General features: G+C 63.3%; 16 protein-coding genes. 13 read left to right on the top strand and 3 right to left on the bottom strand.

Annotated elements, in window-relative coordinates; translation table 11 throughout:
• Positions 1–55 precede the first annotated feature (55 nt).
• Both OCT39_RS12790 and OCT39_RS12785 read left to right on the top strand, forming a co-directional pair.
• Positions 56–538 carry an Lrp/AsnC family transcriptional regulator gene (locus OCT39_RS12790; protein WP_263584851.1) on the top strand — a complete coding sequence of 161 codons (483 nt, stop codon included), beginning with the start codon at positions 56–58 and terminating at the stop codon, positions 536–538.
• Positions 539–573: 35 nt separating this feature from the next.
• A complete protein-coding gene (locus OCT39_RS12785) occupies positions 574–933 on the top strand; it encodes a RidA family protein (RefSeq protein ID WP_263584850.1) in 360 nt (119 codons plus the stop codon).
• An 8-nt stretch (positions 934–941) separates the two neighbouring features.
• Here the strand turns inward: OCT39_RS12785 and hexR are convergent, their stop codons facing one another.
• Genes hexR through OCT39_RS12770 form a run of 3 tightly spaced genes read right to left on the bottom strand, consistent with a single transcriptional unit; the run spans position 942 to position 6165 of the window.
• Positions 942–1793 (bottom strand): transcriptional regulator HexR, encoded by an 852-nt coding sequence (gene hexR, locus OCT39_RS12780; protein ID WP_263584849.1) that lies wholly within the window; start codon positions 1791–1793, stop codon positions 942–944.
• The gene (locus OCT39_RS12775; protein ID WP_263584848.1) at positions 1745–3553 is read right to left on the bottom strand and encodes an EAL domain-containing protein; all 1809 of its coding nucleotides are present in this window, start codon (positions 3551–3553) and stop codon (positions 1745–1747) included. Before OCT39_RS12775 ends, hexR begins: the two co-directional genes overlap by 49 nt.
• The gene (locus tag OCT39_RS12770; RefSeq protein WP_263584847.1) at positions 3550–6165 is read right to left on the bottom strand and encodes a GAF domain-containing protein; all 2616 of its coding nucleotides are present in this window, start codon (positions 6163–6165) and stop codon (positions 3550–3552) included. Before OCT39_RS12770 ends, OCT39_RS12775 begins: the two co-directional genes overlap by 4 nt.
• A 235-nt stretch (positions 6166–6400) precedes the next feature.
• On the opposite strand from OCT39_RS12770, the gene OCT39_RS12765 reads away from it, so the two are divergent.
• The 11 genes from OCT39_RS12765 (at position 6401) to alr (ending at position 16193) form a co-directional block, all read left to right on the top strand.
• A complete protein-coding gene (locus OCT39_RS12765) occupies positions 6401–7570 on the top strand; it encodes a GNAT family N-acetyltransferase (RefSeq protein ID WP_263584846.1) in 1170 nt (389 codons plus the stop codon).
• Between the two features lie 96 nt (positions 7571–7666).
• Entirely contained in the window at positions 7667–8023 is a 357-nt protein-coding gene (gene ftsB / locus OCT39_RS12760) for a cell division protein FtsB (protein WP_263584845.1), read from the top strand.
• Entirely contained in the window at positions 8016–8717 is a 702-nt protein-coding gene (gene ispD / locus OCT39_RS12755) for a 2-C-methyl-D-erythritol 4-phosphate cytidylyltransferase (RefSeq protein WP_263584844.1), read from the top strand. The genes ftsB and ispD overlap by 8 nt, the downstream gene beginning before the upstream one ends.
• A 5-nt stretch (positions 8718–8722) precedes the next feature.
• Entirely contained in the window at positions 8723–9202 is a 480-nt protein-coding gene (gene ispF, locus OCT39_RS12750; RefSeq protein WP_263584843.1) for a 2-C-methyl-D-erythritol 2,4-cyclodiphosphate synthase, read from the top strand.
• Positions 9202–10239 (top strand): tRNA pseudouridine(13) synthase TruD, encoded by a 1038-nt coding sequence (gene truD, locus OCT39_RS12745; RefSeq protein WP_263584842.1) that lies wholly within the window; start codon positions 9202–9204, stop codon positions 10237–10239. Before ispF ends, truD begins: the two co-directional genes overlap by 1 nt.
• Positions 10240–10327: 88 nt before the next feature.
• Complete coding sequence (gene surE / locus OCT39_RS12740; RefSeq protein WP_263584841.1) at positions 10328–11074, top strand: 5'/3'-nucleotidase SurE; 747 nt, start codon at positions 10328–10330, stop codon at positions 11072–11074.
• Between the two features lie 31 nt (positions 11075–11105).
• Complete coding sequence (locus OCT39_RS12735) at positions 11106–11738, top strand: protein-L-isoaspartate(D-aspartate) O-methyltransferase (protein ID WP_263584840.1); 633 nt, start codon at positions 11106–11108, stop codon at positions 11736–11738.
• The gene (locus OCT39_RS12730) at positions 11735–12691 is read left to right on the top strand and encodes a DUF368 domain-containing protein (RefSeq protein WP_263584839.1); all 957 of its coding nucleotides are present in this window, start codon (positions 11735–11737) and stop codon (positions 12689–12691) included. Before OCT39_RS12735 ends, OCT39_RS12730 begins: the two co-directional genes overlap by 4 nt.
• Positions 12692–12708: 17 nt before the next feature.
• The gene (locus OCT39_RS12725) at positions 12709–13794 is read left to right on the top strand and encodes a peptidoglycan DD-metalloendopeptidase family protein (protein WP_263584838.1); all 1086 of its coding nucleotides are present in this window, start codon (positions 12709–12711) and stop codon (positions 13792–13794) included.
• A 162-nt stretch (positions 13795–13956) separates the two neighbouring features.
• On the top strand, positions 13957–14931 hold the full coding sequence (rpoS, locus tag OCT39_RS12720; protein ID WP_263584837.1) for an RNA polymerase sigma factor RpoS: 975 nt from the start codon (positions 13957–13959) through the stop codon (positions 14929–14931).
• A gap of 167 nt (positions 14932–15098) precedes the next feature.
• Positions 15099–16193 (top strand): alanine racemase, encoded by a 1095-nt coding sequence (alr, locus tag OCT39_RS12715; RefSeq protein ID WP_263584836.1) that lies wholly within the window; start codon positions 15099–15101, stop codon positions 16191–16193.
• Positions 16194–16206 lie beyond the last annotated feature (13 nt).

Here is a 16206-nt window from a genome sequence, read left to right as displayed (position 1 = left end):
GCAATAATTGGCAGAAACTATCGTTAAAAGATAAAATTTTGGCAGGAGGTGGCCGATGCTGCCCGTTCCGCTGGAACTCGATCGCTATGATCGGCACATTCTCGACGTGCTGCAGCAAGAGGGGCGTATCAGCAATCAGCTGCTCGCCGAGCGCATCGGGCTTTCACCGTCGCCGTGTCTTCGCCGGGTGCGCGCGCTCGAGGAGCATGGCCTGATCGCGGGCTACCGCGCCGAGGTCGATGCGCGCCAGCTCGGCTTCGATTTGATGGTGCTTCTGCACATCGCCATGGATCAGCACACCCAGGAGCGTTTTGATAACTTCGAGCGCCAGGTGCGCGAGATCCCCAACGTCATCGAGTGTCTGATCATTACCGGTCAGGCCGCGGACTTTCAGCTCAAGATCCTGATTCGCGATATGGACGAGTATCAGCATTTGCTGCTGCACGTCATCAACCGCATCGAAGGCGTCACCGGCGCGCATACGAGCTTCGTGCTGCGCCGGGTTTTCGAGCACCGTCCCGTGCCTACGTGCCGCTAGGCGCTCCAGGGCACCACTTTCAAACAGGAGAACGCATGTCCACCCAGCGTCACGATACCAAAGCGCGCATGAGCCGCGCCGTCATCCATCAGGGGGTGGCCTACCTGTGTGGCCAGGTCGCCGGACCCGATGCGCGTCAGGGCGATATCACCGAGCAGACGAAAAGCATGCTGGCACGCGTCGATGCCCTGCTCGAGGAGATCGGCTCCAGTCGCGAGCAGCTTTTGAGTGCGACGGTTTATCTCAAGGATGGCGGCGACGTCGCGGCGATGAACGCGGTGTGGGATGCCTGGGTGCCGGAAGGCCATGCGCCAGCGCGCACCTGCGTCTGCGCGCCGCTGCCCGCCAACGAGCTCAAGGTCGAAATCACCGTGACGGCCGCCGTTAGCCAGTAGCCGGCCGACTACTCCAGCGGAAAGCGCGTCTCGCGCAGGCTCTCCTTGATTTTCTTGAGGTGCGGCAGGAAATCCTCACCGCGGCGCAGCGTCACACCGGTGGCCAGCGCATCGATCAGGGTAAGCTGGATGACCCGCGAGGTCATCGGCATGTAGTGGTCGGTGTCCTCCGGGGTGGCGACATCCAGCGTTGCCGTGCACTCGTTGGCAAGCGGCGAGTGGGGGGCGGTGATGCCCAGCACCACCGCGCCGGCGGCGCGCCCGAGTTTGGCGATATCGACGAGCTCTCGGGTGCGCCCGGTGTAGGAGATGATCACGATCACGTCGCCTGTGTGGCAGGCCGCGGCCACCATACGCTGCATCAGCACGTCGATATAGGCCATGACCGGCAGGTTGAAGCGAAAGAACTTGTGCTGCGCGTCCTGAGCGACCGCGCCGGAGGCGCCAAGGCCAAAAAAGTGGATGTGCTTGGCCTGGGTCAGGTAGTCGACCATGCGCTCGATCGCGGCCATGTCGACCTGGCGCTCGGCCTCCTTGAGCGCGGCGATCGTAGCGCCAAAGATTTTCGGCGTGTACTGGGTGGCGCTGTCACCAGGCTCGACCGCGCGGGTCACGTAGGGCGTGCCGCCGGCCAGGCTCTGAGCCAGCTTGATCTTGAAGTCCGGATAGCCCTTGGCCCCGAAGTTGCGGCAAAACCGGTTCACCGTTGGCTCGCTGACCCCGGCGGCCTGGGCCAGGCTTGCAATGCTCAGGCTCGTGGCGGCCACCGGGTCGTCCATGATGACGTTGGCCACCTTGAACTCCGAGCGGTTTAGATCGTTGAGCCGTTCGCGCAGGCGGTCGAGGAGATCGTGGGCCATGTGGGTTCCAGAGCATTCGTCGAAGGGTGGGCGTCTCCCCACTGCGCGCACCAGTCGAAGAACTCATCGGCGGGCAGGGGGCGGGCATAATAATACCCCTGCGCCGCCTCACAACCAATGGAGCGCAGGTAATCCGCCTGGGGCTTGGTTTCGATGCCCTCGGCGACCACGTCGCACCCCACGGCGTGGGCCAGCCGCGTGATCGCCAGCGCCAGGTGTCGGTCGACCTCCGTATCCTCCAGATCCATGACGAAGGCGCGATCGATCTTCAGCGTCGAGAAGGGCAGTGTTTTGATATAGGCAAGCGATGAGTGGCCGGTGCCAAAATCGTCGATGGCCACGGCGATGTTGAACTGGGCGAGCTTGGCAAGCTGCAGGCGGGCGTTGTGCATGTCGCTCAAAAGCCCGGACTCGGTCACCTCCAATGAGAGAAAGTCCGTCGGTACCTCGTAGGTCTCGAGCGTTTTGAGCAATGTGTCGGCGAAGTCGCGTCGGGCGAGCTGGCGGGCGGCGACGTTGACCGCGATATGAAACTGGTCGTTCAAAAGCCCCTGATGGCGCCAGGCCACGATGTGACGAAGCGCCTCTTCGATGACCCATTCGCCGATGGCGAGAATATCGCCGCTGGCCTCGGCCAGCGGGATGAACTCCGCCGGCGAAACGCGCCCAAGCGTGGGATGGTCCCAGCGGATCAGCGCCTCGGCGCCGATCACGCGGTCGTCCGACAGCGAGATCTTGGGCTGGAAGGCGAGGCTGATCTCACCGCGCTCGGTGGCGCCACGAATCGACTGCTGTAGGCGCAGCCGCTGACGCTGAAGGGTTTCGAGCTCTTCGTTATAGCTTTGCACGCGCACGGGGGCGTTTTTCTGTGGCAACGCCAGCGCCGCCATGTGTACCAGCCGCTCCGGATCAAAGCCCTGATGGGCGCTGCTGATACCGATTCTGGCCCCCAGCGGTAGCAACAAATCCTCCAGCGCCTGGTCCTGGTTGAAGCACTCCAGCAGATGAATGGCCCGGCCGGTCAGCCGCTCGTGACTCGTTTCGGGCAGGATGACCAGAAGCTCGCTGCCGCCCCAGATGCCGAGGGTGACATCGCTTTGCAGCTGGTTCTGAAGCTGTTGGCTAACGTGAAGCAGCAGCTGATCGGCGATGGCGTAACCGTGAAGGCGCACGACATCGTCGAGCTGGTCGATGGCGATGAACAAAAGTCCGGTCGGCGCCTTGTCGCGGGCAGCGCGCTCGAGCGCATGGGTCATCGCTCGCCGATTGGGCAGTTGGGTGATGGTATCCGTGCGCAGCTGCTGGTCCAGCGCCTGAGAGTGCTCGTCAGCCAGGCGCTTGAAGCTCTGCGCCTGACGGGTGCTGCGTTGATAGCGCTGTTCGAGCTCCAGCGTGTTGCGAATACGCTGCATTACGTCGTCATGTTTGAACGGCTTGGTAATGAAATCTCTAACGCCCAAGGCCAGCGCGCGGTGGCGCGTTTCGTCATCGATTTGCGCGGTGAGCACGATGATGGGAGGTAGCGCCTCGCCGCAGTGCGCCTTGAGCGCCTCGGTGACCGCGTAGCCGTCCAGGTGCGGCATGCGAATATCGAGCAAAATCAGATCGGGGCAGTGGCGTTGGCAGTAGCCGAGTACCTCGCGGGAATCGCTCAGGCCGTGTACGTTGTCGTAGCCGTGCTCCTCGAGCAGGTCGGTCAGAAGCTCGACATTGATGGCGTTGTCATCCACGACCAGCAGGTGCTTTTGGGCCAGTTTCATAGATCGCTTCCAGGTGCTGGGTGAAGATGCTCCTCGAGCGCCTTCGTGAGTTTATCGATGTCCAGAGGCTTGGTGAGATACTCGTCGAATCCGGCGGCAAGCCCTTTTTCGATATCCTGAGGCGTGGCGTTGGCGGAAAGCGCCACCACGCTCATGGCGTCGAGCGCTGGGTTCTGGCGTAGCGCCTTGAGCGCCTGATAGCCGTTCATTCCGGGCAGATTGATGTCCAAAAGCACCAGGTCGAAGCGGGTGTGGCGCAGTATTTCCAGCGCAAGCTCGGCGCTGCCCACCACTTCCAAATCCACCGCCTCCACCTCCTCCACCTCCTCGAGAATGTCCTGCATCAGTCGCTGGTTGGTCGAGTTGTCCTCGACGTAGAGAATGCGACACTGCGAAGCGTGTGCGCGGTGATTAAGCGGCGCTTCGCTTTCGGGAGCAGCTTCGACCCCTTCGTCGGTCAGCGGGAGCGTGAACCAGAACGTGGCGCCCATGCCCTGGGCGCTCTCGACGCCCACCTTGCCGTGCATGCGATGAACAAGCTCCCGGGTGATGGCAAGCCCGATGCCGGTACCCTCGATGGCGCCGTACTCCGCATCCAGCCGGTTGAACGGCTCGAACAGCTCGCTTTGGCGCTCCGGGGCGATGCCGGCGCCGGTATCGCGCACGCTGATTTTAAGCGCATTGCCCTGGGCAACGGCGCGTATCTCGATGCGCCCGCGTGCGCAGTTGTACTTGATGGCGTTGGAGAGCAGGTTTAAAAGCACCTGCTTGGTGCGGGTGTAGTCCGCCAGCACCCGCCAGCCCGCCGCCAGCGGCGCGCGCTCGAGCGTAATGCCCGCCGCCTCGATGTTGGCTTCGAGAGTGGCGCAGGCGTCGTCGAGCACGGCACTCACGGAGATCGGCTCAAGCGACAGTGCCAAATATCCGGATTCGATCCGCGCGAGATCGAGGATTTCGTTGATCAGGCCCAAAAGATGCTGACCGCTTTTTTCGATCTGCTGTACCTGGCGCTGCTGCTTGTCACTGAGCGGGTCGCGCCGGCCCTTGTCCAAAAGCTGCGCGAAACCGATGATCGCGTTCAAGGGCGTGCGCAGCTCGTGGCTCATCGAGGAGAGAAACTCGCTCTTGGCCTGGTTGGCCTCTTCGGCCTGGTCACGGGCGACGGCCAGCGCCTGGAGCACGTGCTCGCGCTCGGCCATCTGACGGTAGAGATTGATCAACAGTGCGCAGGTGTCGGTGAAGGGTTGAAGCCAGTCGATCAGCGCCTGGTTGAGCGGCTGCTGGCTGTTGGCGATCGCGTACATGCCGATGACTTGATCGCCGCTTAGAATCGGCACGCCCAGGTAGTTATTCAGCCGCGGGTGGCCGGGCGGAAAGCCGCCCCGGCTCTCATGACCATAGACATCGTCGGTAATCACCACCTCGCCAAACGCAAATACACGACCCAAAAGGGTGTCGGGTTTGGTGAGCGTCATATCACCGCTGCGCAGTCGCTCCATCAGCTTGTGGGAGGTTTCGCTCCAGGAAAGATCGGTCAGTGCGTGAATCTTGAGCGCGTTGCTGGTATCGGTGGGCAGCACCTCGCCGATCAGCGCGTAGTCGCTGTCGGTCAACTCTCTCAGCGCTTCCATCAAGAATATCCAGAGCCGCTGGCCGGACATCAGCGCCTGGTAGTCGGTGATCCCTTGATGAAGCACTTTTAAAAGGCTCTGCTCCTTGAGAATGCGCTGATTGGCGGCGTAGACATTGCTCAGGTCGGTCATCACGGCCAGAAACTCGACGACGTTGTGATGGGCGTCGTGAATGGCGTTGAGCGTCATGTGAACCGGCACGCGGTGGCCATCGCGGTGCAGCGCTTCCACTTCGCGGCCAAGGCCGATCACCGTCTGCGCCTCGCCGGCCAGGTAAGCGTTGATGGCGTGGTGGTGCTCGGCGGCGATCTCCGGCGGCGTCAGCATGTCGATGCTTTGATGCAAAACGTCATCGGCCGCAAGACCCAATAGCTTCAGCGCCGAGGGGTTGATGGCGCTAATGTCCCCGTCGCGGCTGATCCGCACCTTGGCCACCGCGCTTTTGCTGAACAGCGCCTCGAAGCGTTCGGCATCGCGGGAAAGCAGGGCTTCGCGCTTGTGGCGCTGGAAAAGATCCTCGACCTGAGCGGCGAGATTGGCCAAAAGCCGCTGCTCCCGCTCGCTAAAGTAGCGCGGGGTCTGGTCGATCAAACACAGCGTGCCGAGCACCTGACCGTCGAACGGGCGCAACGGATGCCCAACGTAAAAACGGATGTGCGGATTGCCGATCACCAGTGGATTATCGACGAAGCGCGGGTCCTTGAGCGTGTCTTCGATGATCAATACGTCGTTTTTCAAAACGGCGTGGGCGCAGAAAGAGTGCTCGCGCGGCGTTTGCTGTATGGCCAGGCCAGTGTGTGATTTGAACCACTGGCGATCCGTGTCCACCAGCGTGATCAAGGCAATAGGCACATCGAAGATGTCGCAGGCAAGCTCGGTCAAGCGGTCGAGCATGTCGTCCGGCGGCGTGTCCAACATCTCCAGGTGGTGCAGGGCCGCTAGTCGCTGGGGTTCATTTTCGGGTATCCGGGCGGCTTGCATAGTCGTTCCAGGAATGGGGCAATCCCTTCTTTATCGGTCGTTTTTAGCCAGGCTTTAACGATTTGCCGGCCCGTCGTCCATTTTTTTACATCCGATTGGTCTGGTAAAGCGATAAACGCCCATGCCGGGTTCTAGTGAGCGTTTGATTGCGCGATACTCGGTGTCAAAGCGGCCAGACGATGGCCGTTATTCGTTAGCGGTAAAATGACCGACAGTCATTCAATGCGAGGTGCTCATGACGGATGGCAGGTCTTCACAGGCGTTGAATTTGGTCACACTCTCGTCGATCGAGCACGTGCCAGAGGCGCAGTGGGATGCGCTGGTAAGCCCGGAACAGCCTTTTTTACGCCACGCCTTTTTGAACGCGCTGGAGCAAAGCGGCTCGGCAAGCGAGGCCACCGGCTGGCAGCCGCGTCATCTCTGCGTATGGCAGGGGGAGCGGCTGGTCGCGGCGCTGCCACTTTATTTGAAAAGCCACTCCAGCGGCGAGTACGTGTTCGATTGGGGCTGGGCAGAGGCCTTCGAGCGCGCCGGGGGCGACTACTACCCCAAGGCGCTGAGCGCCGTACCCTTTACCCCGGTACCGGGCCAGCGCACGCTGGTGGCCTGCGATATCGATGCCCAAAGCGCCTTTGCGCTGCTCGCCAGGGGGTGGCGGGATCAGTGCGAGACGCTGGGGCTTTCGAGCTGGCATCTGCTGTTTGCCAATGACAACGAAGTCGATGCCTGGCAGGCCCAGTGCCCGGAGCTGATCGTTCGCCACGGCGTGCAGTTTCAGTGGCGCGACCGCGGCTTCAAGGATTTTGATGGCTTTTTGGAAAGCCTCACTGCCAAGCGGCGCAAGACGATCAAGCGCGAGCGGCGCCTGGTTGCCGAGCAGGGCATCACGCTCAGGCGCCTGGAAGGCGAGGCGATCGACCTTGAGGCGCTTGCGCACTTTTTTCGCTGCTACACGATCACCTACCATGAGCGCGGCCGCCCGCCGTACCTCAACGAGGCGTTTTTTCAGGCGCTTCGCCGGAACATGCCAGAGTCGATGCTGCTCGTGCAGGCGCTCGTCGACGACCGCCCGGTGGCCGCCGCGCTCTACTTTCGCGGCGCCACCACGCTTTATGGGCGCTACTGGGGCAGCGAAGTGGTCGCCGACTGCTTGCACTTCGAGGCCTGCTACTACCAGGGGATCGAGTTCTGCCTGGAGCGGGGGCTTTCGCTTTTCGACCCCGGCACCCAGGGCGAGCACAAGCTGGTGCGCGGCTTCGCCCCGACGCCCACGCGCTCGCTTCACTACCTGGCCCACGAAGGGCTTGCCGCCGGCGTTGCCGAGTTCTGCGCTCGGGAAGGTGAACACGTCAAGGCTTACCGCCAGGCGGCGCTGGAGGCGCTGCCGTTCAAGGCGTTGTCATAGCGCAGCTCGCGACACACGGCTCGCTGCCAGGCCCGCTTGCTGGCATAATGCGCGCCGTTCACGCCTTGAAAAGGCACTCGATTACAGGAAGCTTCGATGCATCGATGGCTGGTGATCGCCCTGGTGGGCGTTCTGGGATTTTTACAGTATCAGCTTTGGCTGGGTAACGGCGGCTGGCAGGATCTGCAGCGCGTCGAGCAGCGCGTGACGGTACAGGAGGCGGCGAACGTGCCCATGCGCGAGCGCAACGCGCGGCTGGCCGCCGAGGTCACCGATCTCAAGACCGGTCTGGATGCCATCGAAGAGCGCGCCCGTAGCGATATGGGCATGGTGCGAAGCGACGAGCAGTTTTTCTGGGTGCCGGGCGTGGCGATTCAAAACGAGCTGATCGGTTTGAACGCGGCAATGGTCGCCAACCCGGTCGCCGCCGAGAGCGAGACCGCCGATGAGTGATCGCCTCTGGATGGTGGTGCCGGCGGCGGGCCAGGGCCGGCGCATGGGCGCCGACCGGCCCAAGCAGTATCTCGAGATCGAAGGCCGCCCGGTGCTGGCCCACACACTAAAGCGCCTGCACGCCGCCTATCCAGAGGCGCGGCTGGTACTCTGTCTGGACGCCGACGATCGCTTTTTCGATCCGCGCTTCGTGCCGTTTGAACACTGGCAGCGGGTCGACGGTGGGCGCGAACGGGTCGACAGCGTCCAGAACGCGCTGAACGCGATCGACGCCGAGGATAACGACCTGGTCATCGTGCACGACGTGGCACGCCCTTGCGTCAGCGTCGAGGATCTGCGCGCGCTGGTCGATAACGCTCGCATTCATCCGGGCGGGGCGCTTCTGGCCATGCCGGTGGCAGACACCATGAAGCGCGAAACGGAGGCCGGGCGCAGCGCGCATACCGAGCCCCGCGACGGGCTCTGGCACGCACTGACGCCCCAGGGGTTTCGCTTCGCGCTGTTAAAACGGGCGCTCAGCCACGCGCAGGAGCTGGGCATGGCGGTTACCGACGAAGCCTCCGCCATCGAGGCACAGGGGCTTTCGCCAAAGCTCGTCAGCGCCCGCCGCGACAATCTGAAAATCACTCATCCCGATGATCTTGCCCTAGCGGCGGCGATTCTCTCGCTGCAGGCCGGCAACAGTAAAGAGTAGTGCTCATGCGTATTGGCCATGGATTCGACGTACACCGCTTCGGCCCGGGTGATCATTTGATGGTCGGTGGGGTTCGGCTCGCGTTCGAGCAGGGCTTCGTTGCCCACTCCGACGGCGACGTGCTGCTTCACGCGATCAGCGATGCGCTGCTGGGCGCCTGCGCGCTTGGCGACATCGGCCACCACTTCCCGGATACCGACCCACAATGGAAAGGCGCCGACAGCCGTGCACTCTTGCGCCACGTGGCCGCGCTGGTGGGCAAGGCCGGCTTCAGTGTGGGCAATCTGGACGCCACGATCATGGCCCAGGCGCCGAAAATGGCGCCCCATATCGGCGCCATGCGCGAGGTGATCGCTTTGGATCTCGGCGTGACGCTGGGCCAGGTCAATGTCAAGGCGACCACCACCGAGCGGCTCGGCTTTACCGGCCGGGGTGAGGGTATCGCCGCCGAGGCGGTGGTGCTGCTAACGCCCGGGGCGCGCTGATGAATCCACTGCCGGACTGGCCCCGCGCGCTGGAGGCTCGCTTTGGCCCCCGCGCGCCGGGCCAGTACCGCCAGGTACCGGAGGATTTCTTCGTCGATGAGCAGCTCGACTTCACCCCACAAGGCGAGGGCGAGCATGTGTGGCTGCGCCTTGAAAAACGCGGCCTGACCACCCTCGAGGTGGTCAAGCACCTCGCCCGACTGTGTGAGGTGGCGCCGCGCGCCATTGGCTACTCGGGCATGAAGGATAAAATCGCGGTGACGCGCCAGTGGCTCAGCGTCCACCTGCCAGGCCGGCCGTCGCCGGAGGGCCTGGAGGAGGCGCTCGCGGTTCAGGGCATTCGCCTGGTCGAGCAGGGGCGACACCCGCGCAAGCTCAAGCGCGGCGTGCACCGCACCAACCGCTTTCGCCTGCGCGTAAGCGGCGAGGCCGTCGAAACCGAGGCGTTCGCCAAACGCTGGGAGGCGCTGTGCCGTGAAGGCGTGGCCAGCTACTTTGGCCCCCAGCGCTTTGGCGCCCAGGGGCGCAATCTGGGAAAGGCGCGCGCGGTGCTGCAAAAGGGCTGGCGCAAGCGCGACGACCGCCAAGGCATGCTGCTCTCCACGGCGCGCGCGTTTTTGTTCAACGAGTTTTTGAGCGCGCGGGTGGGTGATGGAAGCTGGCACTCGCCGGTACCGGGCGATACGCTGATGCTCGACGGCACCCAAAGCGTGTTTAGTATAAACGAGGTTGATGAAACGCTCACCGCGCGCGCCGAAGCGCTCGACCTTCATCCGGCGGGGCCGCTTTGGGGCGTTGGCGAGGCTGCGCTCGGTAAGGCCGGCGCGCTGGAGCAGGCGCTTTACGCCCGCGAAGCCGCGCTGTGTGACGGTTTGAACCGGGCGGGGGTGAAAAAAAGTCACCGGGCGCTTAGGATGCGCGTCATCGAGCCCGTACTGACGCGTGAGGCCGATGCCGTAGTGCTCGCATTTTCTTTGCCACGTGGCGGCTTTGCGACCGCGCTTTTGCGCGAGCTGATCGACCACCCGGATTTTTGATGGCGCGCTTGCGCGAGCGTACTCGCACATTTGGTGCCGTGCACACGGTCAGGGAATCACGCCACACCGACTGCCCAGGGAGAGGCCCATGCGACGACTGCTTTTATCCAACGACGACGGCGTGTACGCCCCGGGGCTTCGCGCGCTGCACGACGGGCTCATCGAGCACGCCAGACTGCGCGTGGTGGCGCCGGACCGTGACCGCAGCGGGGCGAGCAACTCGCTGACGCTGTCGCGCCCGCTATCGCTCACCGCGCTCGACAGCGGCTTTTACAGCGTCGATGGCACACCCGCCGACTGCGTCTATCTCGGCGTGAACGGGGTGTGGGACGAGCGCCCGGATCTCGTGATCGCCGGGATCAATCACGGTAGCAACCTGGGCGACGACGTGCTTTACTCCGGCACCGTTGCGGCGGCCATGGAAGGGCGCAACCTGGGCATGAGCGCGATCGCCATGTCGCTTTGCGGCGAGCGCCATTTCGAGAGCGCCGCGCGCATGGCGGCGACACTCGTCGGCGCTGCCGATACGCTGTCGCTGCCGCCAAGAACCCTTTTGAACGTCAACGTGCCGGATTTGCCCTGGGAGGAGATCAAGGGCGTGCGCGTGACAAGGCTTGGCTATCGCGGCCCGGCGGAGAAGGCGGTACCGATCAAGGATCCGCGCGGGCGCACGCGCTACTGGATCGCGCCGGTGGCGGCCAACGCCGACGACGGCGAGGACACGGATTTCGCCGCAATCAACGAAGGCTTCGTCTCGATCACGCCGCTACAGACCGACTTGACGCGCCACCCGGCGCGGGGCGACGTGCAAGCCTGGCTGGACGCTTTTGCCTGATCTCTTTCAGGCAGAGCGCCGTGGGCGGGGGATGACCTCCCAGCGCACGCGAGACCGTATGGTCGAACGGTTGATCGACCAGGGCATTGTTGACGCGCGGGTGCTCGAGGTCATGGCCGCCGAGCCGCGCCACCTGTTCGTCGACGAGGCGCTGGCGCACCGGGCGTACGAGGACACGGCGCTGCCGATTGGCTATGGCCAGACGCTTTCGCAGCCGTTCATCGTGGCGCGCATGACCGAGCTCGTGCTCAAGGCCAACCCCCGGCGGGTGCTCGAAGTAGGCACCGGGTCGGGCTACCAGGCGCTGGTGCTTTCGCGGCTGGTACCCACGCTTTATTCCGTCGAGCGAATCGTCACGCTTGGCGAGCGCGCGGCCGGGCGGCTTTCGAGTCTCGACGCCCGTGTGAATCTGGCGATCGCCGACGGCGGCGAGGGCTGGCCCGGCGGGCACACGTTCGACGTGATCCTGTTGACTGCCTGCGCGCAAACGCTGCCCAAAGCGCTGTTGGAGCAGTTGGGTCATCACGGCGTATTGATTGCGCCACTGGAAGCGCCGGACGGCAGCCAGTGGCTAACACAGGTCAAGCGTATCGGTGGGGCGTTCGAGAAGCGCCGTCTCGAGCCGGTACGCTTCGTCCCTTTATTGCAAGGAGTGGTGGATTGAAGCATCGACGCTTGGGCGTATTTTTGAAAGGCGCCGGGATGGGCGCCGCCGACGCGGTGCCCGGCGTTTCGGGAGGCACGATTGCCTTCATCACCGGTATTTATGAAGAGCTGATCCACACCATCAAGCAGTTCGGCCCCAGTGCCTGGCCTGCCTGGCGCCAGGGCGGCTGGCGGGGCCTTTTTGCGCATCTGAATCTCGGTTTTTTGGTGCCGCTTCTGGCCGGTATCGCGCTGAGCCTGGTGAGCGTGGCGCACTTGGCGCTTTGGCTGATGCACACACACCCGTTGCTGCTTGACGGCTTCTTTTTCGGGCTGGTCGCTGCCTCGGCGCTGGTGGTAGGTCGGGCGAGCGGGCGCTGGCGGCTTTTGTACGTGCTGCCGCTGTTGGCCGGGCTGCTGCTTGCCCAGGCGCTGCCGGCATTGATGCCGCTGGTGCTGCTGTTGGGCAACGAGGCGCTGATCGTCGTCGTGGCTGGAGCCATCGCCATCAGCGCGATGCTGCTGCCCGGCGTGTCCGGAAGCTTTTTGTTACTCACCATGGGGCTTTATGGCACCATCATGGGGGCTATCAAAAGTCTCGACATCGGTATTATCATGTGGTTTGGCTTGGGCTGTCTTGTCGGTCTGATGCTCTTTTCACGGTTTCTCTGGTGGCTTTTGAAGCGCCATCACAACGCCACGATGCAGCTACTTTTAGGTTTCATCGTCGGCTCGCTACCGGTGCTGTGGCCCTGGCGCGAACTTCTTAGCTATCAAATGGGCCCCGAAGGGCAGATCATTGCGCTATCGCACCGCTACCTGCTGCCAGGTGACTACGCTAACCTGATCGACGGTAGCGCTCAGGTAGCGGGCGTCGTTGTCATGATGCTCATCGGCGCGGCGCTGGTCGTGGTACTTAGCCGGCGGGCCGTTCAAGGACCAGGCAGTTCGACACAAGGCGCGCGGCGTTGAAAAGGAGTAGAGTTTGCATGCGTAAGGTTTTTACACTCTCTTTGGTGGCGTTGGCCATCAGCGGTTGCGTCAATCAGCCGTCAAACGCGCCCCAGGTACGAGATCTGAGCGAGGCGCGCCGCGCGGTGGAAAGCTCGCCCCAGTACACCGTCGCGCCGGGCGACACGCTCTATGGCATCGCCTGGCAATACAATTTGGACTACCGGGAGCTGGCGGCGATGAACAACATCGCCCCGCCGTATCAGATTCAACCCGGCCAGACCATCACGCTGCGCCAGGGCGGCGGGGCGAATGCTCAAGGGCCGAGCCCGGCCGATCAGTCGCCGCCGGCGCGTCAGGGGGGCGCGGTAGCTACTGGTCTGGGCGGTGGAGTGGCGATCGCTAGCAACGAGACCGGAGGCCAAAACACCGTTCAGTCAAGCGACCAGCAGATGGACTGGCTATTGCCGGATGAGAGTGCCATCGAGCGCAATCAGCGCATCACCGCCGAGCGCGGCGACACCAATAACGGCAGTAATGACGGCCAGGCGCCGGCGCGTGAAGAGGCGCCCATCGCCGAACCTGAGGCCGAGTCGTCGATAGAGGAGGCGCCCGCCGCCACGCCGGAGCCGGAGGCACCCGCTGAGCCCGAGCCGCAGCCCGAACCGGTGGAGTCGACACCCGAGCCCGCCGCCGCGCCCGAAGCGCCCGCGGCTCCGGATCGCTCCTCGCGCACCTTCACGCCGGCCGAGACCATCAACTGGCGCTGGCCGGCGGATGGCCAGGTCGCCGGTGGCTTTGGTGAGGGCGAAACGATCACCGCCGGGATTGATATCACGGGACAAAAGGGGCAACCTGTAAGAGCCGCCGGTCCAGGCATCGTGGTCTACGCCGGTAGCGGAGTACGGGGTTATGGCAACCTCATACTACTCAAACACAATGACCAGTTTCTTAGCGCTTACGCGCACAACGACAGCTTGCGCGTCAGCGAAAACGATGTGGTCGAGGCAGGAGAAGTCATTGCCACCATGGGCGATAGCGACACCGACAGCGTCAAACTTCATTTCGAGGTGCGCCGCGATGGCCAGCCCGAAAACCCCTTGGACTTTTTACCATCGCGATAAAGCGCTCTCTTTGATCGGCTTGGCCAAGGCGCCCCGCGCCTTTAGAAAAACCCGAACAGCTTGATAAGAGCGTCATATAACAATAACGGTGAGCGCGTACAGACAGTACGACCACCCACACTTTTTTACATGGCGGTTAGGCAAGACAACGGGGGTAAGATCATGAGCATGCTGGAGAAGGACCTGCAGGAGGTTGACCTCGAGACCGCGGAGGAGGCATTGGACGATGCCGAGGAATCCGCCAACGAAGAGGAAGATGCCTTCGAAAAAGCACTGGGGCGCGAAGATCGACAGTCGACCCAGAGCCTGGACGCTACGCAAATTTATCTCAACGAAATCGGTTTTTCGCCGCTTTTGACGCCGGAAGAGGAGGTCTATTATGGCCGGCTAGCGCGCAAGGGGGACCCGCTGGGTCGCTCGCGGATGATCGAATCCAACCTGCGCCTGGTGGTCAAGATCGCCAGACGCTACCTCAACCGGGGTTTGACGCTGCTCGATCTGATCGAGGAGGGCAATTTGGGCCTCATTCGCGCCGTGGAGAAGTTCGACCCCGAGCGCGGATTTCGTTTTTCGACCTACGCTACCTGGTGGATTCGTCAAACGATCGAGCGGGCGCTGATGAATCAGACGCGCACCATTCGTTTGCCCATCCACGTAGTCAAGGAGCTCAACATCTATCTGCGTGCCGCGCGTGAGCTGACGCAAAAGCTCGACCACGAGGCGACCGCCGAAGAGATTGCCGAGCATCTCGACAAACCGGTGAGCACGGTCAAGAAAATGCTGGGCTTGAACGAGCGCGTGTCGTCGGTGGATTACCCCATGGGCGGCGAAAGCGACAAACCGTTGATCGACACCCTGGCTGACGACGATGTCTCCGGCCCGGAATCGCTACTGGTCGACGGTGACGTGCGCGAGCACGTCGATCACTGGCTCGACGAGCTCAGTGAAAAGCAGCGCGAAGTCGTGGTTCGCCGTTTTGGCCTTCGAGGCCACGAGTCGGCGACCCTCGAGGAAGTCGGCGCTGAAATTGGTCTGACTCGCGAGCGGGTTCGTCAAATCCAGGTCGAAGCGCTAAAGAAGCTTCGTCGCTCGCTGGAAAAACAGGGCCTCTCTCTCGACGCCATTTTCGAGAGCTAAGCCTTAAAGCACTGCTTCCCGCGAGACTTGCCAGCGGCAAGACAGGGCGCACCGGCCAGCCGGTGCGCCGGTATCCAGGCAGATGACCCGGCCCAATACGTTGGGCTTTTTTATACCCGAATGAAAACCGCAGGCGCCGTTTCAGCGCCTGGTAAGTGAGAAGAGCCATGCGCCCGCTGGCGGCCCATATCGATCTCGACGCGCTGCGTCACAACTACCGCGTGGCCGCCGGCTGCGCGCCCCAAAGCCGGTCCGTGGCGGTGATCAAGGCCAACGCCTACGGCCACGGCGCACTCGCCTGTGCCCGGGCGCTTGCGCCGCTCGCGCCGGCGTTGGCGGTGGCGTGTATTGAAGAGGCGATCACGCTGCGCGAAGGCGGCATCACCGCTCCCATCGTACTGCTCGAGGGCTTCTTCGACGCCGAAGAGCTCGCTCTTATCGATGCTCACGACTTATGGACCAGCGTGCACAGCGAGTGGCAAATCGAGGCGCTATTGGCGTTTACGCCCCAAACGCCGATCCCCGTCTGGGTCAAGGTCGACTCCGGCATGCATCGGCTGGGGTTCGAGCCCGACCGGGTAGAGGCCATTTGGCGCCGACTCGAGGCCGCCCCTGGAGTCGGCGAGCTTCACCTGATGAGCCACTTCGCCACGGCGGATGCCGGCGACAGCGGCTACTTCGAGCGCCAGCTTCAAAGTGTCGCGGCACTTGGAAACGCCCTCGGCGCGCCGCTGTGTCTGGCCAACTCGCCGGCCACGCTTGCCTATCCCGCTGCTCACGGCGCCTGGAACCGGCCCGGGGTAATGCTTTACGGCAGCAATCCGCTGGAAGTGGACAACGCCATTACCCAGGCGCTTCGCCCGGTCATGAGCCTGCGCTCGGAAATCATCGCGCTGCGCGAGATCGAGGCAAACGAGCCGGTCGGCTACGGCGGGCGCTGGCGCGCACCCGGGCGCTCATTGATCGCCGTGGTCGCCGCGGGCTACGGTGACGGCGTCGATCGTCACGCAAAAGACGGCACGCCGGTGCTGGTTAACGGTCAGCGCTGCCGGATCGTCGGGCGCGTGTCGATGGACATGCTCACCGTGGATGTGACCGACGTGAGCGGTGTTGCGATCGGCAGCGACGTGACGCTCTGGGGCCAAAGCGCCTGTGGGGCGCTTTTGTCGGTGGACGAGGTCGCCCGCCACTGCGACACGATCAGCTATACGCTCTTGACCGGGGTGCTGCCCCGGGTGCCGCGCCGCTATCACGGCGCTTGATCAAGGTTATTGG

It is taken from the genome of Halomonas sp. GD1P12 (genome assembly GCF_025725645.1).
GTDB lineage: Bacteria > Pseudomonadota > Gammaproteobacteria > Pseudomonadales > Halomonadaceae > Vreelandella.
This window is presented reverse-complemented; position numbering and strand designations above follow the sequence as displayed.